The organism is Stenotrophomonas sp. 86156_Sma (genome assembly GCF_056481625.1).
In genome coordinates, this window is sequence record NZ_CM151157.1 from 103,805 (window position 1) to 125,772 (window position 21,968).

General features: G+C 68.2%; 17 protein-coding genes. 9 read left to right on the forward strand and 8 right to left on the reverse strand.

Features of this window, described 5'->3' with window-relative positions:
* Nucleotides 1-53 precede the first annotated feature (53 nt).
* Nucleotides 54-4,508 carry a glutamate synthase large subunit gene (gltB, locus tag ACZK33_RS00435; protein ID WP_423175334.1) on the reverse strand — a complete coding sequence of 1,485 codons (4,455 nt, stop codon included), beginning with the start codon at nucleotides 4,506-4,508 and terminating at the stop codon, nucleotides 54-56.
* Nucleotides 4,509-4,683: 175 nt separating this feature from the next.
* Complete coding sequence (locus ACZK33_RS00440; protein ID WP_004133799.1) at nucleotides 4,684-5,073, reverse strand: I78 family peptidase inhibitor; 390 nt, start codon at nucleotides 5,071-5,073, stop codon at nucleotides 4,684-4,686.
* A gap of 111 nt (nucleotides 5,074-5,184) precedes the next feature.
* Between ACZK33_RS00440 and ACZK33_RS00445 the strand changes: the two genes are divergently transcribed.
* On the forward strand, nucleotides 5,185-6,240 hold the full coding sequence (locus tag ACZK33_RS00445) for a DNA topoisomerase IB (RefSeq protein ID WP_329810939.1): 1,056 nt from the start codon (nucleotides 5,185-5,187) through the stop codon (nucleotides 6,238-6,240).
* Here ACZK33_RS00445 and ACZK33_RS00450 read toward each other — a convergent pair.
* Nucleotides 6,218-6,526 (reverse strand): hypothetical protein, encoded by a 309-nt coding sequence (locus tag ACZK33_RS00450; protein ID WP_010487302.1) that lies wholly within the window; start codon nucleotides 6,524-6,526, stop codon nucleotides 6,218-6,220. The two genes, ACZK33_RS00445 and ACZK33_RS00450, sit on opposite strands and share 23 nt — an antisense overlap.
* 195 nt (nucleotides 6,527-6,721) lie before the next feature.
* On the opposite strand from ACZK33_RS00450, the gene ACZK33_RS00455 reads away from it, so the two are divergent.
* Nucleotides 6,722-7,828, forward strand: coding sequence for an SDR family oxidoreductase (locus ACZK33_RS00455; protein WP_423175333.1), 1,107 nt, complete (start codon nucleotides 6,722-6,724; stop codon nucleotides 7,826-7,828).
* Between the two features lie 33 nt (nucleotides 7,829-7,861).
* On the opposite strand, the gene ACZK33_RS00460 is transcribed toward ACZK33_RS00455, so the two are convergent.
* Both ACZK33_RS00460 and ACZK33_RS00465 read right to left on the reverse strand, forming a co-directional pair.
* Entirely contained in the window at nucleotides 7,862-8,929 is a 1,068-nt protein-coding gene (locus ACZK33_RS00460) for a serine hydrolase domain-containing protein (RefSeq protein WP_423175332.1), read from the reverse strand.
* A 144-nt stretch (nucleotides 8,930-9,073) separates the two neighbouring features.
* Nucleotides 9,074-10,021 carry a helix-turn-helix transcriptional regulator gene (locus ACZK33_RS00465; protein ID WP_423175331.1) on the reverse strand — a complete coding sequence of 316 codons (948 nt, stop codon included), beginning with the start codon at nucleotides 10,019-10,021 and terminating at the stop codon, nucleotides 9,074-9,076.
* Between the two features lie 127 nt (nucleotides 10,022-10,148).
* Between ACZK33_RS00465 and ACZK33_RS00470 the strand changes: the two genes are divergently transcribed.
* The 5 genes from ACZK33_RS00470 (at nucleotide 10,149) to ACZK33_RS00490 (ending at nucleotide 16,513) form a co-directional block, all read left to right on the forward strand.
* Complete coding sequence (locus ACZK33_RS00470) at nucleotides 10,149-10,541, forward strand: hypothetical protein (protein WP_232528179.1); 393 nt, start codon at nucleotides 10,149-10,151, stop codon at nucleotides 10,539-10,541.
* A complete protein-coding gene (locus ACZK33_RS00475) occupies nucleotides 10,531-11,751 on the forward strand; it encodes an MFS transporter (RefSeq protein ID WP_423175330.1) in 1,221 nt (406 codons plus the stop codon). The genes ACZK33_RS00470 and ACZK33_RS00475 overlap by 11 nt, the downstream gene beginning before the upstream one ends.
* A gap of 17 nt (nucleotides 11,752-11,768) precedes the next feature.
* Complete coding sequence (locus ACZK33_RS00480; protein WP_423175329.1) at nucleotides 11,769-14,024, forward strand: TonB-dependent receptor; 2,256 nt, start codon at nucleotides 11,769-11,771, stop codon at nucleotides 14,022-14,024.
* Between the two features lie 104 nt (nucleotides 14,025-14,128).
* Nucleotides 14,129-14,515, forward strand: a complete 387-nt coding sequence (locus ACZK33_RS00485; protein ID WP_004133922.1) for a BlaI/MecI/CopY family transcriptional regulator — start codon at nucleotides 14,129-14,131, stop codon at nucleotides 14,513-14,515.
* 3 nt (nucleotides 14,516-14,518) lie between these two features.
* Nucleotides 14,519-16,513 carry a M56 family metallopeptidase gene (locus ACZK33_RS00490; RefSeq protein ID WP_423175328.1) on the forward strand — a complete coding sequence of 665 codons (1,995 nt, stop codon included), beginning with the start codon at nucleotides 14,519-14,521 and terminating at the stop codon, nucleotides 16,511-16,513.
* 67 nt (nucleotides 16,514-16,580) lie between these two features.
* Here ACZK33_RS00490 and ACZK33_RS00495 read toward each other — a convergent pair whose 3' ends face one another.
* The 3 genes from ACZK33_RS00495 to ACZK33_RS00505 form a co-directional block, all read right to left on the reverse strand.
* Nucleotides 16,581-16,895 (reverse strand): I78 family peptidase inhibitor, encoded by a 315-nt coding sequence (locus tag ACZK33_RS00495; protein WP_414577272.1) that lies wholly within the window; start codon nucleotides 16,893-16,895, stop codon nucleotides 16,581-16,583.
* 66 nt (nucleotides 16,896-16,961) lie between these two features.
* The gene (locus ACZK33_RS00500) at nucleotides 16,962-17,987 is read right to left on the reverse strand and encodes a ribonuclease H-like domain-containing protein (RefSeq protein ID WP_423175327.1); all 1,026 of its coding nucleotides are present in this window, start codon (nucleotides 17,985-17,987) and stop codon (nucleotides 16,962-16,964) included.
* Nucleotides 17,984-20,473, reverse strand: coding sequence for a DEAD/DEAH box helicase (locus ACZK33_RS00505; protein WP_049461564.1), 2,490 nt, complete (start codon nucleotides 20,471-20,473; stop codon nucleotides 17,984-17,986). Before ACZK33_RS00505 ends, ACZK33_RS00500 begins: the two co-directional genes overlap by 4 nt.
* Before the next feature lie 212 nt (nucleotides 20,474-20,685).
* Here ACZK33_RS00505 and ACZK33_RS00510 point away from each other — a divergent pair, with 212 nt between their 5' ends.
* Both ACZK33_RS00510 and ACZK33_RS00515 read left to right on the forward strand, forming a co-directional pair.
* A complete protein-coding gene (locus ACZK33_RS00510) occupies nucleotides 20,686-21,204 on the forward strand; it encodes a hypothetical protein (RefSeq protein ID WP_423175326.1) in 519 nt (172 codons plus the stop codon).
* 39 nt (nucleotides 21,205-21,243) lie between these two features.
* Nucleotides 21,244-21,918 (forward strand): hypothetical protein, encoded by a 675-nt coding sequence (locus tag ACZK33_RS00515; RefSeq protein ID WP_423175325.1) that lies wholly within the window; start codon nucleotides 21,244-21,246, stop codon nucleotides 21,916-21,918.
* Nucleotides 21,919-21,968 lie beyond the last annotated feature (50 nt).

Below are 21,968 nucleotides of genomic sequence, written 5' to 3' on the forward strand. Positions count from 1 at the left end.
CTGGAATGCGGGGGGGAACGTTGCCGGCCAGCGGCCGGCACTACCGGAAAACATCACGCAGCGCGTCGCAGGGTTTCGGTCAGCGACTCGATGCTGGCGGCCTTCGGTTTGACCAGCCAGAACTTGCCGATGTAGTCGCGGAACTCGTCCAGGATCTGCTGCGCCCAGATGCTGCCGGTCAGCTCGCGATGGCGGCCGATCAGGCGGTGCAGGTGCTGGCGGTAGTTCTCGAAGCCTTCGGCGGACACGCGATGGATGTCGATCAGCTCGTGGTTGTAGCGGTCGACGAAATCGCGGTCGACGTCCAGCACGTAGGCCAGCCCGCCGGTGAAACCGGCACCGAAGTTCAGGCCGACCTTGCCCAGCACCAGCACCACGCCATCAGTCATGTACTCGCAGCAGTGGTCACCGGCGCCTTCCACCACCGCCAGCGCGCCGGAATTGCGCACGGCGAAGCGTTCGCCGGCACGACCGGCAGCGAACAGTTCACCGCCGGTGGCACCGTACAGGCAGGTGTTGCCGATGATCGCGGTGCTGCGTGCCTCGAAGCGGGCGCCGCGCGGCGGACGCACCACCAGGCGGCCGCCGGCCATGCCCTTGCCCACGTAGTCGTTGGCTTCGCCTTCCACTTCCAGGTGCAGGCCACCGACGTTGAACGCGCCGAAGCTCTGCCCGGCACTGCCGCGGAAACGCAGTTCCAGCGGCGCCTCGGCCATGCCCTGGTTGCCGTGTGCGCGTGCCACCGCACCGGCCAGGCGGGTGCCGATGCTGCGGTCGGTGTTGTGGATCAGGAAGCGGTGTTCGCCACCGCGCTTGTGTTCGATGGCCGGGGCCAGCAGGCCGTCCATCTGCGTGGCCAGGCTGTCCGGCGATTCGTACAGGCGCTGCGCGGCACAGTGGCTGCCCTCATAGCGGCTGTCGGCCAGCAGGCGTGACAGGTCCACGCGCACGCCGTCGCGCGGCGCCGCCTCGATCTGCCGCAGCAGGTCGGTGCGGCCTACGATTTCTTCCAGCGAACGCGCACCCAGGTAGGACAGCCAGCCACGCACTTCCTCGGCCAGCAGGCGGAAGAAATTCTCTACGCGCTCGGGCTGGCCGGTGAAGTGGTTCTCGCGCAGGCGCTCGTCCTGGGTGGCCACGCCGGTGGCGCAGTTGTTGAGGTGGCAGATGCGCAGGTACTTGCAGCCCAGCACGATCATCGGCGCGGTGCCGAAGCCGAAACTGTCGGCACCCAGCAGCGCGGCCTTGACCACGTCCAGACCGGTCTTCAGGCCGCCGTCGGTCTGCAGCAGGGTGCGCCCGCGCAGATCGTTGGCCAGCAGCGCCTGGTGCGCTTCGGCCACGCCCAGTTCCCACGGTACGCCGGCATAGCGGATCGAGCTGACCGGCGAGGCACCGGTGCCGCCGTCATGGCCGGAGATGGTGATCAGGTCCGCTCCGGCCTTGACCACGCCCGCGGCAATCGTGCCGACGCCGGCGTGGCTGACCAGCTTCACCGACACCAGCGCGGTCGGGTTGACCTGCTTGAGGTCGTAGATCAGCTGCGCCAGGTCTTCGATCGAATAGATGTCGTGGTGCGGCGGCGGCGAAATCAGGCCGATGCCTGGACGCGCGTAGCGCAGCCGCGCGATCAGCTCGTTGACCTTGTGCCCGGGCAGCTGGCCGCCTTCGCCGGGCTTGGCGCCCTGCGCGACCTTGATCTGCAGCACTTCGGCATTGACCAGGTATTCGGCGGTGACGCCGAAGCGGCCCGAGGCCACCTGCTTGATCTTGCTGCGCTTGGCGGTGCCATAGCGGGCGGGATCCTCACCGCCTTCGCCGGAATTGCTGCGACCACCGAGGCGGTTCATCGCAATCGCCAGCGCCTCGTGTGCTTCTGGTGACAGCGCACCGAGACTGATCGCCGCGGTATCGAAGCGCGGGAACAGTTCGCTGGCCGGCGCCACGTCATCGAGTGGTGTCGGCGCAGCGGCCGGCACCAGTTCCAGCAGGTCGCGCAGTGCAGACGGCGGGCGCGCATGCACCGCATCGCAGTACTGCTGCCAGGCACGCGGATCGCCGCTGCGCGCCGCGCGCTGCAGGGTGGTCACCACGTCCGGGTTGTACATGTGGTACTCGCCGCCGTGCACGTACTTCAGCAGGCCGCCGACATCCACGTCCTGCTGCGCATCCCAGGCCTGCGCGCACAGCTCGCGTGCGTCGGCATCCAGGCGCGCGAAACCGGCACCACCGATGCGCGAAGCGGTATCCGGGAAGCACAGGTCCACGACTTCCGGTTCCAGGCCGATGATCTCGAACAGCTGCGCGCCGCGGTAGCTGGCCACGGTACAGATGCCCATCTTCGAGATGATCTTAGACAGGCCCTTGTAGACGCCCTTGCGGTAGCGGCGGCCGATCTGCGACTGCTCACCGCCCTTGCTGAGCTTGAGGATGCCGCGTCGGCCCAGGTCGAACAGGGTCTGGTAGGCCAGGTACGGGTACACCGCGGTAGCGCCGAAGCCGAGCAGGCAGGCCATGTGGTGCGGGTCGCGCGCGGTGCCGGTCTCGACGATGAGATTCACGTCGCAGCGCAGGCCCAGCCGCGAGAGGTGGTGGTGGATGGCGCTGGTGGCGAGCAGGGCATGCACCATCGGCCGCCCGGCCACCGGGTAGCGGTCGGACAGCAGCAGCATCACCATACCCTCGCGCGCGGCCTGTTCGGCCTCGGCACAGATGCGCTCGATGCCGGCGCGCAGGCCCTCGTCTTCGCTGTAGGACAGGTCCAGCAGGCGGTTGGCCTGCACGTACTGGTCCATCTTCAGCAGCTGGCGCAGCTTGCGCTGGCTCAGCACCGGCGAGTTGAGGATGACGTGGTTCACCGTCTCCGGGCCGGCGTGGAAGATGTTGGTCTCCCTGCCGAGCTGGGTGGACAGCGACATCGCGCAGTCTTCGCGCAGCGGATCGATCGGCGGGTTGGTGACCTGCGCGAACGCCTGGCGGAAGTAGTCATAGAGCGGACGGCTGCGCTGGCTCAGCACTGCCATCGGCGTGTCGTCGCCCATCGAGCCGGTGGCTTCCTGCTCGGTCTCGGCCAAGGGCCGCAGCACCTGCTCCACTTCCTCGCTGCTGAGCTGGTAGAGCTTGTGGTAGCTGCGCAGCGTGCCTTCGTCGAAGGGTTCCTCCACCAGCGAGGGATCGATCAGTTCGGTCTGCAGGTAGGTCACGCCCTGCTGCAGCCATTGCTTGTACGGCGCGCGACCGCGGTTGATGCGATCCACCGCATCGGAGTCGAGCAGGTCACCGCGCTTGAGATCGATGGCCACCATTTCGCCGGGGCCGAGCTTGCCCTTGCGCACCACGCGCTCGGTCGGCACTTCCCACACACCCGCTTCGGAGGCGACCAGGAAGTGGCGGTCGGCGGTCAGCATCCAGCGCGCCGGACGCAGGCCGTTGCGGTCCAAGGTGCACACCGCATAGCGGCTGTCGCAGGCGACGATGCCGGCCGGGCCATCCCACGGCTCGCTGTTGAGCCCATGGAACTCGTAGAAGGCGGCCAGGTCCGGATCCTTGAATTCGAGCGACTGGGTGGCCGGCGGCACCAGGATGCGCAGCGCCTGGATCAGCTCCATGCCACCGGCCACCATCAGCTCCAGCATGTTGTCCAGGCTCTGCGAGTCAGAGCCGTGCATGGAGATGACGGGGTCGAATTCACCGATGTCGAAGCGCGGCGTCTTCCACACCTTGCTGCGCGCCTGCGCCCAGCGCCGGTTGCCTTCGATGGTGTTGATCTCACCATTGTGGGCGAGCATGCGGAACGGGTGCGCCAGCGGCCAGCGCGGCAGCGTGTTGGTGGAGAAGCGCTGGTGGAACACGATCGCGCTGGAGGCCAGCTCGCGGCGCTGCAGGTCCGGGAAGAAGCGGCTGAGCTTGTCCGGCAGCACCATGCCCTTGTAGCTGATCGCATCCGGGGTGAGGGTGGTGACGTAGAAATCGGCATGCTCGCGCAGCTGCTGTTCGCTGCGGCGACGGGCCAGGAACAGCGCCAGTGCGAAACCGGCGTCATCCTGGCCGATGCCCGCGTCGACGAACACCTGCTCGATGCGCGGCAGCGTGTCGCGCGCCAGCTGGCCGCAGACGCTGTCATCGGTGGGCACCTCGCGCCAGCCGGCGACCTTGCAGCCGACCGCTTCCACCTGCGCCTGCAGCTGCGCGCGGCAGGCCTGCGCCGCGTCGGCGTCGTGCGGCAGGAACACCAGGCCGGCGGCGAAACGCGCAGCGACCGCGATGCCGGCTTCGCTGGCCAGCAGTTTCAGGAACGCATCGGGGCGGCGCAGCAGCAGGCCGCAGCCATCGCCGGTCAGGCCATCTGCGGCGACACCGCCACGGTGGGTCATGCGCGAAAGCGCGGCGATGGCGGTATCAACCAACAGGCGCGATGGTTGATCGTCGAGCTGGGCGACCATGCCAAATCCACAGGCATCGCGCTCGGAGCGCGGGTCGTAAAGCCCTTGGCGGTTGCGGGGGGCCATCTCTACCTCGATGCGGAATGAATTGAACGGGGACACTCAAGCCCGCTCAATCCCTGGAGCGCATCGTGAGGCCACCGGATGCCTCGACTAGATCACAGGTTGCTGCAACGCCGCAATACACGGTTGCAGGTGCAACAGAACGCGCCGGCAACCCAGTGCCGGCGCGGGGCCGGACTCAGCCGCAGCGCGCGCCGCTGACGGCGCCCTTGGCGTCCACTTCGATGTTCAGGCGGTCGCCGAGGAACTCCATCGTGGCCACGTCGTTGGGCTTGAGCACGCGCACCTGGTTGGCGCCGGCATCTTCCTGCGCCTGCTTGCCCAGCGCGTCGGTGTAGGTCTGGCCGACCAGGCTCTGCACCTGGCTGGCATCGCAGGTGCCGACCGGCGGAGCCTCGGTGGCCTTGCCGGCTTCGTCGGCTGGTGCCTTGGCGGCTTCGGCGGCCTGCTGGGCGTGGGCCGTGGCCGAATCCTGTTCATCCAGCGCCGGTGCCTGGCAGGCGGTCAGCGCCAGCACGGCCGGCAGCAACAGGGCGGAGAGCGAACGGGCGCGAATCGGGAACGACATCATGACTCCGGAAGGGGTTGTGAAGACCCGAGCATAGCGGCGAACCGGCCCTCACGTGTTTGTCTTGTGTTATCGACAGGATCGCGGCATGGCGACGGCGACACTACCGACATGCCAACCCCCTCCACCCCCGAACGACAGGCCGCGCGCGCGGCCGGCCTGCGCTATGTCGATGACACCCAACCGGGCATCAGCCGGCGCCGCGCCGGCAAGGGTTTCAGCTACCGCGATGCCGATGGTCACGCGATACGCGACGCCACCACCCTGCAACGCATCCGTGCGCTGGCGATTCCGCCGGCGTATACCGCCGTATGGATCTGCGCCCACGCCAACGGCCACCTGCAGGCCACCGGCCGCGATGCACGCGGACGCAAGCAGTACCGCTACCACGCCGACTGGGCCAAGGAGCGCGACGCCGGCAAGTTCGACCGCATCATCGCCTTTGGCGAGGCCTTGCCCACGCTGCGGCGGCGGTTGTCGCGGGATCTCAAGCGACCTGGGTTTCCGCAGGAAAAGGTGCTGGCCATGGTGGTGGCGCTGTTGGCGGACACCCTGGTGCGGGTCGGCAATGAAACCTATGCACAACAGAACCGTTCGTTCGGACTGACCACGCTGCGCAACCGCCATCTGGAGCTGCTGCGCGGCGGCCGGGTGCGCATGCGCTTCCGCGGCAAGTCCGGGCAGCTGCAGGAGGTGACCGTGGGCGACCGCAGGCTGGGGCTGCTGGTGCGGCGCCTGCAGCAGCTGCCGGGGCAGGCGCTGTTCCAGTACCGCGATGATGACGGTGCGCTGCAGCCGGTGGATTCCGGCGCGGTGAACGACTACCTGCGCGAGGCGATGGGCGAGGACTTCACTGCCAAGGATTTCCGCACCTGGGGTGGCACGGTGGCGGCGGTGCAGGCGTTTGCCGCCACCGAACTGCCGGAACCGGCCAGTCAGCGCGCGCTGGCGCAGGCGCAGCGCGCGGTGGTGTGCGAAGTGGCATCGCTGCTGGGCAATACCCCGGCGGTGTGCCGCAAGGCCTACATCGACCCGTGCGTGTTCGCCGGCTGGGAGCGCGGTGAACTGGCGAAGCTGGCCGGCCTGCGTGGGCCGCGCCAATGGGAACAGGCCACCCTGCGCGTGCTGCGCAGGGCGCGCAGGCTCAGCCGCAGTAGATCGCGGTGATGTTGTTGGTGCGGCCCTTTTCGATGGTCAGGCGGTCGCCGCCTTCGCTGGCCGGCGGTACCCGCGGACCGTCATGGCGCAGCACCCGCACATGCAGGCTGTCGCTGTCCACGCGTGCGCGGGCCACGGTGGCGTCCGAAGCGGCCAAGCCCAGTGCGCCGCGCACCATGTCGCTGTGGCACTGTCCGGAAATCACGCCGTCGATCGGCTGCACCTGCGCCATTGGCGTGCTGCTGCAGGCGGCAAGGGCAAAGCAGGCGGCGGCGGTGGCGATGGCAAGTTTCATGGAGGCGTTCCTTGTTTGATTGCGTGCAGGGTGCGACGTCAGACGTGGTGGCGGAATGAATGCCGTGCACATCGTGGACACGGCGCGCTCACCGCCGCCAACAGCGTGGGTGGAGACACTGCAGGAGCGGCAAGGGCCGCCCCCGGTAGTGCCGGCCGCTGGCCGGCAGCCCCTTTCCCTCCCGAGGAGACCTGCATGGCCACCACCAAGAAAGCCCCCGTCCGCCGCAAAGCCTCGCCGAAGGTGCGCAAAGGCAGCACCGCAACCAAGACCGTCGCCGACCCCGATCGCCCACGGGTGGTGAAGACCGCAACCCGCAAGGCGGCCGCCAGCGATCCGCGGGCAGCGCGCGTCGCGGCCCGGCAGCGGCGCCTGCAGGACCAGGAGAAGGCCAAGGACGTGCGCGCGGCAAAAAAAGCAACGAAGAAGACCGCGACCCAGGCCGGTGCGCGCCGGCAACCGGAGGCGATGCCGGCGCAGCAGCTGGCCAAGCCTGGGCATGAACACGAACTGGAGCTGGCGCCGCGTTTCCTTGCACCGGACTACGCCGGCAGCGGCAAGCTGCAGGGCATGCGCGCGATCATCACCGGTGGCGATTCTGGTATCGGCCGTGCGGTGGCAGTACTGTTCGCACGCGAAGGCGCCGATGTGGCGGTACTGCATTTGGACGAGGCCGAGGACGCGGACATCACCCGCCAGCACGTGGAGCGCGAAGGCGGTCGCTGCGTGGTGATCGCCGGTGACGTGCGCGATCCGCGCTTCTGCAACAAGGCGGTCAAGCAGGTGGCCAAGGCGTTCGGCGGCATCGACATCCTGGTCAACAACGCCGCGTTCCAACTGCATTGCGAGCGGCTGGAAGACCTGGAAGACGCGCATCTGCAGGAAACCCTGCAGACCAACATCGGCGGTTACATCCAGATGGCGCGCGCGGTGCTGCCGCACCTGGGCGAGGGTGCCAGCATCATCAACACAGGATCGGAAACGGGAATCTTCGGCAGCAAGGCGCTGATCGACTACTCGGCCACCAAGGGCGCGATCCATGCGTTCACCAAGGCGCTGGCCAGCCAGCTGCTGCCACGTGGCATCCGGGTCAACTGCGTGGCGCCGGGGCCGGTGTGGACGCCGTTGAACCCCGCCGACAAGCAGGCCGAAGATGTTGCGGAGTTCGGCAAGGACAGTGACATGGGGCGGCCCGCACAACCCGAAGAACTGTCGCCCGCCTATGTGTTCCTGGCTTCGCCGGTCTGTGCCAGTTACATCAGCGGGGTGATCCTGCCGGTGATGGGCGGGCCGCGGGGGTGAGCCGACGGTAGTGCCGGCCGCTGGCCGGCAGCCTCAGGGCACGGTCACCGCAGGCGCATGGAGATCGGCAATGCGCGGAATGAACTGCTGTGGATTGGCACCGACCAGATTGGTCAGCACCACCACCGCCACGCCGCGGTCGGGGTAGACGATGAAGGCCGATCGCGCGCCACCGATGCCGGCCACCTGCAGGTCGGGCGATGCGCGCAGCACCGGCCAGCCGCCCGCCCATGGGCCGGCACGGCCATCGGTGAGGCGCTCTGCGGTCCACATCCTCTTCCGAGCTGCATCCTGAAGCAGGCGCCCGTCGGTCAACGCGACCAGCCAGCGCGCGGTGTCATCGGCGGTGGTGAGGATGCCACCACCGGCCCACAGTGAAGGCGGAATGTCGTAGAACCAGTGCGACAGGCGCGCCGGTGCATCGGCTGCGTCGGTGGCACGCGGGGCCAGGCTGTACATCGTCGCCGCATCCGGAATCAGGTCGTAGCTGTCGCCGAAGGTGGTGCGGGCCATGCGCGCGCTGCTGAACTGGCCGGTGGCGAGGAAACGTTCGTAGGGCATGCCGGATTGCTGCGCGATGATCCGTGCCAGCAGTACGTAGTTGGTCTGGTTGTAGGCGAAGCGCTGCCCGGGTGCGGCTTCGACCGGCCGCGCAGTGACGGCTGTCCACGCCTGCGCTTCGGAGCCACCACCCAACAGCCCGTTCGCATCAAGGATGTCCGGAAGGCCTGAGGTATGCGCAAGCAACTGGCGTACGCGTACGTCTCTCCACGCTGGTGGAAGATCATCCAGGTAACGCGAGGCCGGCGCGTCCAGATCCAGCTGCCCCTGCTGGGCCAGCTGCGCGGCAGCCACGCCGGTGAACGCCTTGGTGGCCGAATTGAGCGGAAAGCGGGTGTCGCGCGAGGCAAGCACACCGTTCTCGACATTGGCCAGGCCGTAGGCCTCGGACAACACGATCTGCCCGTCTTTGATCACCGCGACCTGCAGCCCGGGAATGCGCTGCTCCAGCATGATCTGGCGGATCAGGCGGCGGGTCTGGTCGTTGGCCTGGTCCTGGCTGGCGGAGATGGCGGCGAAGGGCAGGGCAGTGATGAGCATGAGCATGACTCGAAGCGTTGGGCGGAACATGCGGGATTCCGGCGGGGCGTCGAGGATCGGATGCAGCGGGTGCGTAAAAGGTTTAAGCAGTACCTGCGCTGCGTGGCAGGTACTGGTTGTGCGCGCGGGGCGTGCCTGCTGCGGCTAGCGGATCCGGGAAGGAGACCTTCCGAACTGCCGCTTGAACGCGGCACTGAAGCTGCTGGTATGGGCGTACCCGGCCACGCTGGCCGCCACGTCCACTGACACCCGTCGTTGCAGCAGGGCATCGTGCGCCCGTTGCAGGCGCAGTGCACGCAGCCAGGCGGCGATGCTGCTGCCGTGCAGCTGCTGGAAGGTGCTTTGCAGGTCGACGGCGTTGGTCCCCAGCCTGCGCGCCATCTGGTTGATGGTCAGGCCATCGGCCTCGCCGCTCTGCAGCCACTGTTGCAACTGGTCCACGCAACGCCGCAGATGTGCGCTGGGGGCAGGCGCCTCGCGTTCGGCGATCACGGATCGAACCACGCTGGCCGCGACTTCCAGCGCAAAGCTCTCGCGTTGCAGGTTGGCCAGCAGAGGCGGCTCCGCCGTTTCCGCCCCGAACAACGCTGCGGCCCGCCGCAGCAGTGGCGCAGGCGGTTGCCACGCCTGGTTGCGTGCGTGGCTCAGTCGCAGGCGGGTGAGTCCGGCCGATGCAATACCATCGAGCTGGCGCGACAACCAGTCCTGGCCGAGGTGCAGGCTGACCTTGGTTTCCTCACGACCCGCCTGCCAATGGCGCTGGAACGCTTCCTCCTCACGAAGGTGGACCAGCATCGCCGGGCTCCCGGTCCGGCGGCTGTCCATCTGCAGGCGCTGGTTGGCGATGACCACTTCGGCCTGCCCCAGCAGCAGGAAGCTGGCGGTGAGGCCCGCAGGCAGGCAGTTCTGGCTGCGGCCGCCGACCATGTCCTGGCTGCGGCTGAGGTAGAGCACCAGGCCGCTGTCCATCGACTGCACCTGCTGCCAGCCGGCCAGCACCGGCAGCGCATCGGGGAGGCCCGATTCAAAGTCGACCCGGCCACCCAGCGCGTGGGCGGCGCTCATCAGTTCGGCGCAGGAATAGACCTGCATGCAAGGCACCCGCGAATGCTGTCGTGCCTAAATTTTCTTTCGTCGCGCCTAAACTTTCAATGGTATTGCAAATTATTCTCATTTGCGGGGGCTCGCTGCCCCTTTCCCCTGTTCAGCAAGAAGGTCGATGGCGATGGGTCTGGTGATCAACGAGGCGGTGGTGCTGCGTGCCGTCTTCCATGGCGCGGTGGATGCGCACCAGATCCGGTACTGGCTGGACCGCGTGCAGGCGCTGATCGATGCCCACCGCCCCTTCTACTTCGTTGCCAGCACCGCGCCCGGTGCCACCTTCTGCGACGATTACCGTGCCCTGCAGGCGGTCTGGTACAAGCAGTACAAGGCCGCCTTCCGGCAGTACTGCCGGGGCCTGGTGCGCATCGCCAGCGATGCCGCCGAGCAGCAGCGGCTGGACACTCCGGCGCTGCACGCGGCCTGGGCCGTGCCGTACTTCGTCACTACCGATGCCGGCGCCGGAATGCGCTGGATCGGCGAACGGCTGGAGCAGGCCGATGCGCACTGATCGTTCTGCCGCGTCGCCCTTTGGCCTAGGTGTGATCGTCGCGCTGTACATGGCGCATGCCTTGCCCCTGTATTTCTACAACGTGGCGGTACCGGCCATCCTGCGCAGCCAGGGCGTGGATCTGCGCTGGATCGGCATGTTGTCGCTGCTGTACCTGCCGTGGGCGCTGAAGTTCCTGTGGGCACCACTGGTCGACCGCTGGAATCTGCCGGCCCTCGGTCGCCGCCGCAGCTGGCTGTGGCTGACCCAGCTGTTGCTGCTGGCCGGGATCCTGGTGCTGGCGTTCACCGGCCTGGATCATGGCCTGGTCGTGTTCGTGCTGGTCGGCATGTGGATCTCGACCATTGCCGCCACCCAGGACATCGCCATCGACGGCTATACCGTGGAGGCGCTGGCGCCGGCCGAGCACCGGCTGGGCAGCATGGCGCAGAGCGTGGGCGTGGCCTTGGGCAGCATGATCGGTGGCGCCGGCGTGCTGTGGCTGTATGAAAGCCGCGGCTGGGGCGTGGCCCTGCTGAGCCTGGCGGCAATGAGCGCACTGACCCTGCTGGCAGTGCAGCAGATCAACGAAACGCCGGCCAGGCCCGACGCGCCGCGGCCGAGCATCCTGCGTGCGCTGCGTCGCCCCGAACTGCGCTGGGCGCTGCTGCTGATCGTGCTGTACCGGCTGGTGGAAGCGCCGGCCATGGCGATGATCAACCCGCTGCTGGTCGACCAGCAGTTCAGCCTGACCGAGATCGGATTGCTGATCTCGGTGGGCGGTGCCGGTACCGGCATGCTGGCTGCGGTGGGCACCGCCTGGCTGCTCAAGCAGCGCCGGGCCGAGCAGTTGCTGATGCACGCTGGCTGGTGGCGCACCGTGTTCTATGTACTGCTGGCGTTGATGCTTTACAGCGGTGCGATGGCGACGTCACGGTGGGGCCTGGGCGCGCTGGTGATCGCGCTGCTGGCGCTGCGCTATGTGGCGATGACCAGCCTGTATGCCCTGTTCATGCGGGTCAGTTCGCGTGCCCAGGCCGGCACTGACTTCACCCTGCTGGTGTGCTTCGAGCTGCTGGTCAATTTCATCGGCGGTGCATTGTCCGGCTTCCTCGCCAAGGGCCTGGGCTACCCCATCTACTACATCGCGCTGGCGGCAGTTTCGGCGCTCGGGTTGCTGCTGTGCCGGCCGCTGATGCGCCGCTTCGCAGCACCCACGAACTCCCCCTGATACGCAACGAGGACACCATGCGGCATACCGCAGCAACCTTTCCGCTGGCGATGCTGGCGTTGGCCATCAGTGGCCAGCTGGCGGCGCAGAATACGTCCGCTACGGCTGGTACCCGGCAACTGGATGCGGTGAGTGTCACCGCCGTGCGAGGCGCACGCAGCGTGGCCGAGATCGCCGGCACCGTGTATGCCATCGAGCGCGAGCAGATTGCCCAGCAGATCACCGCCGGGCGCAGCACCGCCGACATCCTCGGCCAGCTGGTGCCATCGCTGGCGCCGGCCAGCGGGACCACCAGCAACTACGGCATGACCATGCGCGGTCGCAGTGTGCAGGTGATGATCGATGGTGTGCCGTTGACCGGCGCACGCGATGGGTCGCGTCAGCTCAACAGCATTTCGCCAACCATGATCGAGCGCATCGAAGTGATCTCCGGCGCCACCGCGCTGTATGGCGCCGGTGCCAGTGGCGGCATCATCAACATCATCACTCTGCAGCCCGGTGAGCAGCCGGTGCAGCTGGCCAGCCAGTTCGGCCTGCGCAGCCCCTCGCATCTGTCCAGTGACACGCTGGCCTGGAACGCCGCGCAGACCATGACCGTGCGCGGCGATCAGTTCAGTGGCGCGTTCGGCGTCGCCTATGGCCGGCAGGGCGCATCGCTGGATGCGCATGGCCGCCGTGTCGGCCCGGAGATCGCGCAGACCGATCGGCAGGACACCGAGACCCGCGAACTCAATGCGCGCTTCGACTGGACCCCGACGGACAGCCAGCAGTTGAGCGTGGGCGTGCGCTGGTTCGACGATCAGCAGGACAGTGATCATGGCCCCGACTATGGCCCGCGCCTGGCTGCGCTGTTCAACCCAGCATTCACGCCCAGCCACCAGGCGCTGCCCGGCCTGCTGCTGGAGGCGCAGCCGCGTACCCGGCACCAGGGAGTGAATGCGCAGTACCGCAACCGCGATGTACTGGGCGGGCAGGAACTGAGCGTGGAAGCCTATTACCGCAACGAGCAGGGACGCTGGTTCCCGTCGGTGTCGACGCTGGTGCACCCGGCACTGCGCGGTGGCTTCGCCTATGTGGCGATGCAGTCCAATACCGATATCGATGTGTGGGGCCTGCGCACGGCGCTGCACAAGGGTTTCGACGTGGCGGGCCGCAGCCTGCAGCTGTCGTACGGCGTGGACCACGAGCGCGAGCAGGACAGCCAGCGCGGGCAGATGTATGACATCAACCGCTTCATCGCCAGCAACGGTCTCGATTACCAGCCCACCGCGCAGTACGCGATGGGGCCGGACGTGCGCGTGGATACCACTGGCCTGTTCCTGCAGGCCGACCATTCGCTGAGTGAGCGCTTCAGCGTGCAGGCCGGCGTGCGCCACCAGATCCTGCGCAACCGCGTAGAAGACTCGCTTCCCTACACCGAAGCGATCACCGCCGATGCCATTGCCGGGTATCAGCCGCACCTGCTGCGGGGCGGCCGCGTGCGCCACTCGCAGACCCTGTTCAATGCCGGCGTGGTGTACCGGCTGGATGCATCGCAACAGCTGTTCGCCAACGTCTCGCAGGGCTTCAGCCTGCCGGACACCCAGCGCATGCTGCGCGATGTACCGGCAAGCTTCGTCATCGACAGCCGCAACGTCGGCCCGATCAAGGTCGACAGCTATGAGCTGGGCTGGCGCCGCAGCGATGCATCGCTGCAGAGCGCGGTGACCGCGTTCTACAACCGCTCGGACAAGACCGTGCAGTTCAACCGCGACTACAGCGTGTCGGTGGCCGACACCGATGAGCGCGTGTGGGGCGTGGAGGCCAACCTGCGCTACACACCGACGGCGCAGCTGGAGCTGGGCGCAAGCCTTGCCAGCACCCGGGGCCAGTACCGCGATGCTGCCGGACGTTGGCGTGAGCTCAATGCGTTCCGCGTTTCACCCTTGAAGGCGGGTGTGCATGGGCAGTGGCGCTTCGCCAATGACAGCCTGCTGCGCTTGCAGGGACAAGTGGTGGGCGGGACCGATCGTGCCTGGCGCGATGCACCACTCGCAGCGATCAGTCCCAGCATCCGCGCTACCCCGGCGGCGAAGGTCCACGGCTATGCGGTGTTCGACCTGATCGGCGAGCTGCCGCTGGCAGGCGGCCGCTTCAGTGTCGGCATCTACAACCTGGCCGATCGTGACTACCGCACGGTCTATGGCCAGCAGGCCGAGGCGACCTACGGGAAGATGTCCAGCCTGCCGGCGGCAGGGCGGACCTTCTCGATCGGGTATCGGGTGGAGTACTGAGGGGCACGCCCCCCTACCGTTCGTCGGCCCATGACTTCCGGGGGGTTGACTACAGTTGTCGTCACACTGAAAGTGGCGACACGTGTAGTCAAGGGAGTGGTGTCATGCGTGGCAAGACGATCGGGGACCAGGAACTGGCCCTGCTGCAGTACATCGATGAACATGCACCGGCCAGCGTCGGCGAGGTCGCCAGTGGCTACGGCGAGGCCCGTGGCCTGGCCCGGTCCACCGTGCTGACGATGATGGAGCGGCTGCGGGCGAAGGGGTATCTTCGTCGCCAGCAGCAGGACGGCGTCTACCGCTACCAGGCCACGCGTGGCCCGGAAAGCGTGCTGCAGGGTGCGGTGGCCCAGTTCGTCGACAACACCCTGCAGGGCTCGGTGTCACCGTTCGTGGCCTACCTGTCGCAGCGCCAGCAGGTCAGCGACAACGAGCTGGCCGAGCTGGAAGCGCTGGTCGCCGAACTCCAATCGCGCCGCCACGAGGGCTGAGCCATGGACACCACGATGCTGATCCCGTTGTTGGAACGGCTGGGCTGGACCAGCCTGCAGACCGTGCTGCTGGTGGCCCTGGTGTACGGCGTGTGCCGCGCGCTGCCGTCGCTGTCGGCGGCCACCCGCTGCCGCCTGTGGTGGCTGGTGTCGCTGCAGGCCGTGCTCGGCCTGTTCTGGAGCCAGCCGTTGCAGCTGGCCTGGCTGCCGGCACCGCAGGCGGTGGCGATGACCGCCACTGACGTTGCCGCAGATCTGGTCTACCCGCTGGCGCCGGAAGCCTCGGCGCAGCTGCTGGCGACGATGCCGGTGCCTGCAGCGGACGTGCCGGCAGTGGCGTGGTGGGCCGTTGCACTGGCTGCGCTGTGGGCATCCGGTGTGCTGCTGATGGCCCTGCGCACCTTCGGTGAGTGGCGCCGCTGCCGGGCGCTGCTGGCCGCCGCCTATCCCTGCGAGGACGAAGCGCTGGTGCAGGCCCTGCAACTGGCCTCCGATGCCCACGGCGTACGCCCTGCGCCGCGGCTGTGGATGAGCGCGCAGGTGGACGCACCGCAGCTGGTCGGGCCGTTCCGCCCGGTGCTGCTGCTGCCGGCCGGCGACAACGCCCTGCAGGGTGATGCGCTGGACCTGGCACTGACTCACGAACTGCAACACCTGCAGCGGCGTGACCTGCAGTGGGGCCTGCTGCCCGCACTGGCCCAGCACCTGTTCTTCTTCCACCCGCTGCTGCGCCTGTCGGTGCGCGAATACGCACAGGCCCGCGAAGAAGCGGTGGATGCGGCCGTGGTTGGCCAGCATGGCGCGAGCCGTCAAGCCTACGGTCGCCTGCTGTTGCAGCTTGGCGTGGCACCGCAGCCACACCTGGGCGTGGCCAGCGCCGCGCCGAACACCACCAGCCTCAAGCGTCGCCTGCTCTCGCTGCAGTCGCGCCGGTCTTGCCCGCGCATCCTGGCGATGGCGTTGACCGCTGTGGTGGTGCTGGTGGGCGTGGCGCCGATGCGACTGGTCGCTGCGCCGGTGCCGCCGGCCCCGCCCGCGCCGCCGGCCGCACCGAAGGCCGTGGTGCCGCCGCCGCCGAAGGCTCCGAACGCGCCGCCCGCAGCGCCTTCGGCCGCGCGCGTTCCGGCCGTGCCGGTGGCGCCCGCGCCGCCTGCCGAGCCGGCCGATGTCGAGGCGCTGTCAGGCCCGGACGATGCCGATGTGGCGGTCGACGTGGATGTCGATGTGGATACCGACATGCACAGTGAGCATTCGACTTCCCACACCACCTCCATCACCACCTACGGGCGCCTGGATCTCGGCAAGTCGCCGTTGCAAGCCTACGTGCTGGTCGATGGTGATTCGACCTTCGCCAATGGCGGCATCGACGATGTAACGGTGGCCCGCAGGCAGCTCGGCAAGGGGCCGGCGCTGTGGTTCCGCCAGGGCGACAAGCGCTATGTGGTGCGCGACCCGATGCTGATCCAGACCCTGCAGCGCGCCTACAGCGGCGCCGCAGACCTCGGTCGCCAGCAGAGCGAACTGGGCCGCCAGCAGAGTGCGCTGGGTCGCGAGCAGGGCGAACTTGGCAGGCAGATGGGTGAGATGGGCCGCCTGCAGGGCGAGGAGTCACGCCGTCTTGCGCTGGCCGCCGCTGAGGTAGCGCGCAGCGCGATGGCCGCCCACGACATCAACCGTGAGGCCGCCGCAGAAGCAGCGAAGGCGGCGCGTGGTGCGACCAGCGATATGGCCGTTGCACGTGAGGCTGCACGCGAGGCCGCCGCTGAGGCACGTCGTGCAATGCAGGAAGCCCGCAGCGAGGCCGCGCAATCCGGCCGCACCCGTGACATGCAGCGCCTGGCCAGCCAGCAGTCTGAACTGGCCAGCCGACAGGCGGCACTGGGCAGCCAACAGGCCGCGTTGGGCGAGCGTCAGGCACGCGTGCATGCGCAGGCATCGCAGCAGGCACAGCAGGTGATCGCGCGCGCACTGGCCAGCGGCAAGGCCGAGCGCCTCTGAGCGGTAGTGCCGGCCGCTGGCCGGCAATGTGGGGTGCCGGCCAGCGGCCGGCACTACCCTGAGGTGATCAACCGCAGCTGGCGCGCTCGATGCGGTTCTGCGCATCCACCTGCACGGTCACGCGGTCCTGGCGGAAGTCCATGGTCACCGCCATGCCCGGCTTGACCACCCGTGCACCGCGCGCGCCGCTGTCAGCCACCAGTTTCTTGATCGTGGCTTCGTCGGCGGTCTTGCCGGTGAAGGCTTCCAGCGCCTCCGGCCTGCATTCGTGTGCGGTATCGGCCACGGGCGCTGGCGCGGGATCGTGGGAGGTGCTGCTGCCAGCGTGACTGCAGGCGGCCAACGGCAGGATGGCGAGCAGGACCAGGGGATTGAGGCGCATCGTCGGGCTCCAGGCGTGGATGGTGGCGGCAGTGTCACCGCTGCCACCGTCAGGCCGCGTCAACGCCTACTGCCCGACCAGCGCCAGGGTTTCGCGCTCACGTTGTTCTTCTCGTATCAGCCGCTGCAGCAGCAGGGCCAAGGTCACCACGTCCTGGTGGTTGTGGTCGGCCACCCGGCGCAGGTTCACCGCGTCGCCGCCGCGCAGGAAACGCAGCCATGCGCCGGGCGCTTCAGAACCGGGCAGGTCGTCCTCGCGCACCACGCGCAGCAGCTGGCGCTCGATGGTGGACAGCTTGCAGTTCTCCCACGTGCCGCGATAGCGGCGACGGGTGGGATAGAGCAGGTCGACGTGATCCAGCGCGCTGATCGGGCAGCGCTGGCGGGCCAGCCGGTAGCGCGCCTTCAGCAGCGGCGCATCGTAGCTGCGGCCGTTGTAGCTGCAGAACACGGTGGACGGCTGCAGCCAGCGGGCGAAGGTGGCCAGCATCGCGTCCTCGGCGGCCATCGTCGCCATCAGCAGCTGGCGGATGCGCAGGCCTTCGCCGCGTTGCGGGCACACATGCCAGTCGGCGGCACCGATCATGAAGGCGCGGGTGCCGGTGCCGCCGGCCAGGCCGGTGGTTTCGGTATCGAAGAACAGCAGGTCGAGCGGGGATACGTGTTCGCCTTCGCGGCGGGCGAAATCCAGTGACAGCGGCTGTGCCGGAATGGGCTGCGGCTGCAGCGATTCGATCAGGAACAGGCCCGGTGCGATTTCCTCGCCGGGCAGCTGGCGATCCTGCGCGCTGGCGCGTGCCGGCGCGGCTCCACCCCGCGAACGCAGGCCGAGCAGGCGATGCAGGCTGCCCACTTCCGGCCGACGCAGCGGTGCGGGTGCCGGCGTGGAGGCCGCTGCACCGGTCGGCTTGTGGCGGATTTCCTGTTCGACCCAGGCGAACACCGAACGCTCGGCCGGTGGTTGCCGCGCATCGTTGGCGGCAACCGGTGCCGCAGGTGCTGCGGGCGGCGGCTCGGGCGCAGCCGGCGTGACTGCCTTCGGGTCACCGGCCTGCTTCCGCAGCAGGCGCAGCTTGTCCAGGCTCAGGCTCACGGGGCCAGCAGCTCCATCGGGTCGCGGGTGGTCACCACCACGTCGGGCACGTGCTGGCAGGCCTCGGCATCGAACAGGTCCAGCACACGCAGCGCCAGCGCGCGCGGCGAGGTGTCATCCTCTTCCTGCGCGGCCAGCACCGGGCCGACACAGGCCGGGCAGCCGGCCTTGCAGTCGCAGCGCTGCACCAGTTCGCGCGCGCGCTGCACCAGCTCGGCCTGGCGCTGCCACAGCGGTTCGCTGAGGCCGACGCCGCCGGGGAAGTTGTCGTACAGATACACGGTGGGCACGAACTCCTGCAGCAGTTCCACCACACCGGGATCGCCCTCGCTGCCGCGCAGCTGGCCACGGCCGCTCTGGTCGGCGATCGCGAACCAGGAACCATCGCCGTTGCCGACCGACTTCTGCAGGTCGCGCGCATCGGCCATCACCGCCACGGTGGCGACGATGTGCAGCGCATACGCCGCGCCGAGGAAACCATCGAGCGCATCCTGCTTGCTGGCGAACGCGCGCAGCAACAGCGCCTGCGGCAGCTGCCACCACACCGCGGTGGTATGCAGTTCCTGGTCGGGCAGGTTCACCGGGCCGTAGCCGATGTTCTCGTGGGTGTAGTAGCGGATCTTCTTGTAGCCGGCCACGCGGCGCACCACGTGCACTTCGCCATGATGCGAATCCCCCCGGCCGGCCACGCCGCCGTCGAAGCGGTCCAGCACCTTGAGCTTGGTGAAGTCGATGCTGTCGGTGTAGTAATCCACATGCGTGCGGGTGACATAGGCCTTGCGGCCGTCCCAGTCGAGCGTCTCCACCTGGTAGGGCGTGGACTGCACCATGTGGATCGCGCCCTCGTACAGGGTGAGCGCGGCGGCGGAGTAATCCACTTCGGCGATGATCTGCTGGCGGCCATCGCTGCGGTCGACCACCACGAAGTTGCCATCGGCCACCGCACGCAGGCTCACCGCGTTGGCCGGGTAACTGTCGGCGATCCATTCCCAGCGCTCGCCTTCGCGGTGGATCACTTCTGTCTCTGCCAGCGCTTCCAGGAACACTTCCGGATCGATCGGGCCGAAGCCATCGCCGACCCGGAACGGCAGCTCGAAGGCTGCGCAGCGGATGTGGTCGAACAGGATCAGCGGCTGGTCCGGCGCGATGCGCGCGTGCTCGGGCGAGGCCTCGGCGAAGAAGTCCGGATGCCGCACCACGTACTGGTCCAGCGGCTGCGAGCTGGCCACCATCACTCCCAGTGCCGGCTGCTGGCGGCGGCCGGCGCGACCGAAGCGCTGCCAGGTGGCGGCCACGCTGCCGGGGTAGCCGTTGAGGATGACCACGTCCAGGCTGCCGATATCCACGCCCAGCTCCAGCGCCGAGGTGCTGACGATGCCGTCGATGTTGCCGGCGCGCATCGCACGCTCGGTCTCGCGGCGCTCGGTGGGCAGGTAGCCGCCACGGTAGGCGCGGATGCGCGGCGGCTTGCGCGGGTCGTGGTCGAAGATGTCCTTCAGGTACTTGGTCAGCACCTCGACCATCAAGCGGGTCTGCGCGAACACCAGGGTCTTCAGCCCGGACTTGATCGCGATGCGCGCGATGCGGTTGCTCTGCGAGCGTGCCGAGGCGCGCAGGCCCAGGTCCGGATTGATCACCGGCGGGTTCCACAGCAGCACCTGCTTGGGTCCGCTGGGCGCGCCGGATTCGGTGATGGCGGTGACCGGTGCCTCGATCAGCGCCTCGGCATGCGCCTGCGGGTTGCCGATGGTGGCCGAGCACAGGATGAACTGCGGTTGCACGCCGTAGAACGCGCAGATGCGCTTGAGCCGGCGCAGCACGTTGGTGACGTGGCTGCCGAACACGCCACGATAGGTGTGCACTTCGTCGATGACGATGTAGCGCAGGTTCTCGAAGAACTGCGCCCACTTGGTGTGATGCGGGAGGATCGCCTGGTGCAGCATGTCCGGGTTGGACACCACGATGTCGCCGTGCAGGCGGATGGCCTGGCGCGCATCGCCGGGAGTGTCGCCATCGAAGGTGAAGGCCTTCACCCCGAGGTCGCCGGCGCGGTTGAGTTCCAGCAGCTCGGCCACCTGGTCCTGGGCCAGTGCCTTGGTCGGAAACAGGTACAGCGCCTTGGCCTTGTCCTGCATCGCCGCGCTGACCACCGGCAGGGTGTAGCACAGCGACTTGCCGCTGGCGGTGGGGGTGACGATGGCCACGTGCTCGCCGCGCTGGCTGGCGTTCCAGGCCTCGGCCTGGTGGCTGTAGAGCTGTTCGATGCCACGCGCCTTCAGGGCGGCAGCCAGGGCCGGCGGAACCGAATCGGGAATGGGCGCATAGCGGCCTTCGCGGCCGGGAATGGCAAAGCTGCCGGTGATGCGGTCCTGGTAGCGGCGCTGCAGGCGCGCGCTGAGCAGTGCGCCGTCGCGGGCGGGCAGGCCATCGCGGGTGGCGAGCTTCTGCTCGGCATCGGCGGTGCGCTTGGCGAGTTCGTAAGCCATGGAAAGTGGAGCCGGGACGGATTGCGAGGGGTCACATGGCACCACACTCACGTCTCAGGATGTGAGACACCGCACACCAAGGGCATGAACCGTTCAGTGCTCGCGTCCCGTGGCGTCGCCGCATCTCCCCTGGCTGAACAGCTGCCCGTGCAGCAACGAAATCTGAAGCCGGTATCCGTATCCTTGGGCGCTGGACGCAACCAACAGGGTGGATGGCTGTGGCACGACGTGGAACGCAGGGAGCCGTCCTGGCCAGCATGCTGCTGGCCGGTATCGCGCAGGCGCAGCAGGCCACGCCGGTAGCGGTGCCCGACCCAGCGCCCGAACCTCCTGCAGATGCGCCGGCGGCAACCACCGCGCCGATCTCCACCACCCTGCCGCAGGACAACGTCACCACCCTTGGCGAAGTGCGTGCGCTCAAGCCCGAAGACGAGCCGCTGGATCTGTACCGTTTCAAGAACCCGGTGAAGTTCGGCGACAACCGCTTCAGTCGCGACTGGAGCGAACCGCCGTCGCCGGAGCAGGTCAGCATGGGCGGTGGCTACATCATGATGGGCGTGGTCAAGGGTGTGATGGCGGCGGCCAAGGGGATCAACAAACTCACCGGCGGACCGGCGCAGATCCAGGCCGCCGTGGCGCGGCCACCGCCGGAGCTCAGTGCCGAACAGCAGCAGCGTGCGCTGCGGTTCTCCCAGGGACAGGATGCCGGCGATGCACCGCCGGTGAAGTAGGCCGGTATATCCTGCCGGCTCCCCACCGCTAGTGCTGCCATGTTCCTGCGTTCGATCTGCCTGCTGGCCGCATTGCTGCCGGCGTCCGCCTTCGCCGATGGCATCGCCGATGATGGCGCCTGCCGCAATGGCGCGTTTCCCTCTGAACAGAGCCGGTTCGCCCTGGCGCGGGTGGTCGATGCGCCCCGTCTGTACCTACTTGGCGACATGGACGGCTGCCCGGCGAAGGGCGAACCGGCCTGCCGACAGCGCAGCTATGTGGTCAATGGCGATACCGTGGTGACCGGGCGTGATCTTGGCCGCTACCGCTGCGCGTTCTTTCCGAACAAGGTGGGTGGCAGTGCTGGCTGGGTGGACCGCAGCAAGCTGCAGGCGTTGCCGGTGGTCGTGCCGTCGCTGCAGGATTGGGCGGGCCACTGGAAGGACGGCGACAACGGCCTGCGCATCACCGTGCAGGGCGGGCAGCTGCATGTGGAGGGTGACGCCTACTGGCCCTCCGCCAACCCCACGCCGGAGCAGCGTCCCTACGGGCCGAACATGGGCCAGGTGGAAGCGCGCGCGGCGCCGCGTGGTGCCGATGTCGAGTTTGCAGAGGACACCTGCAAGGTGCGCGTGCATTCGCTGGGGGAGGTGCTGATCGTGGCCGACAACAGCGAATGCGGTGGCATGAACGTGCGCTTCAACGGCGTGTACCGGCGCGCCGGCACGCGTTGACCCCGCGGAAAGGCGCCAACCAAGGTTGGCATCTACCAGGGCAACCGGCC

Coding starts and splice junctions, on each gene's coding strand:
- ACZK33_RS00480 (WP_423175329.1), top strand. CDS start 11,769: ATGCGGCATACCGCAGCAACCTTTCCGCTGGCGATGCTGGCGTTGGCC.
- ACZK33_RS00515 (WP_423175325.1), top strand. CDS start 21,244: ATGTTCCTGCGTTCGATCTGCCTGCTGGCCGCATTGCTGCCGGCGTCC.
- ACZK33_RS00440 (WP_004133799.1), bottom strand. CDS start 5,073: ATGTCGTTCCCGATTCGCGCCCGTTCGCTCTCCGCCCTGTTGCTGCCG.
- ACZK33_RS00465 (WP_423175331.1), bottom strand. CDS start 10,021: ATGCAGGTCTATTCCTGCGCCGAACTGATGAGCGCCGCCCACGCGCTG.
- ACZK33_RS00475 (WP_423175330.1), top strand. CDS start 10,531: ATGCGCACTGATCGTTCTGCCGCGTCGCCCTTTGGCCTAGGTGTGATC.
- ACZK33_RS00450 (WP_010487302.1), bottom strand. CDS start 6,526: ATGAAACTTGCCATCGCCACCGCCGCCGCCTGCTTTGCCCTTGCCGCC.
- ACZK33_RS00505 (WP_049461564.1), bottom strand. CDS start 20,473: ATGGCTTACGAACTCGCCAAGCGCACCGCCGATGCCGAGCAGAAGCTC.
- ACZK33_RS00460 (WP_423175332.1), bottom strand. CDS start 8,929: ATGCTCATCACTGCCCTGCCCTTCGCCGCCATCTCCGCCAGCCAGGAC.
- ACZK33_RS00485 (WP_004133922.1), top strand. CDS start 14,129: ATGCGTGGCAAGACGATCGGGGACCAGGAACTGGCCCTGCTGCAGTAC.
- ACZK33_RS00470 (WP_232528179.1), top strand. CDS start 10,149: ATGGCGATGGGTCTGGTGATCAACGAGGCGGTGGTGCTGCGTGCCGTC.
- ACZK33_RS00455 (WP_423175333.1), top strand. CDS start 6,722: ATGGCCACCACCAAGAAAGCCCCCGTCCGCCGCAAAGCCTCGCCGAAG.
- ACZK33_RS00495 (WP_414577272.1), bottom strand. CDS start 16,895: ATGCGCCTCAATCCCCTGGTCCTGCTCGCCATCCTGCCGTTGGCCGCC.
- gltB (WP_423175334.1), bottom strand. CDS start 4,508: ATGGCCCCCCGCAACCGCCAAGGGCTTTACGACCCGCGCTCCGAGCGC.
- ACZK33_RS00490 (WP_423175328.1), top strand. CDS start 14,519: ATGGACACCACGATGCTGATCCCGTTGTTGGAACGGCTGGGCTGGACC.
- ACZK33_RS00510 (WP_423175326.1), top strand. CDS start 20,686: ATGGCTGTGGCACGACGTGGAACGCAGGGAGCCGTCCTGGCCAGCATG.
- ACZK33_RS00445 (WP_329810939.1), top strand. CDS start 5,185: ATGCCAACCCCCTCCACCCCCGAACGACAGGCCGCGCGCGCGGCCGGC.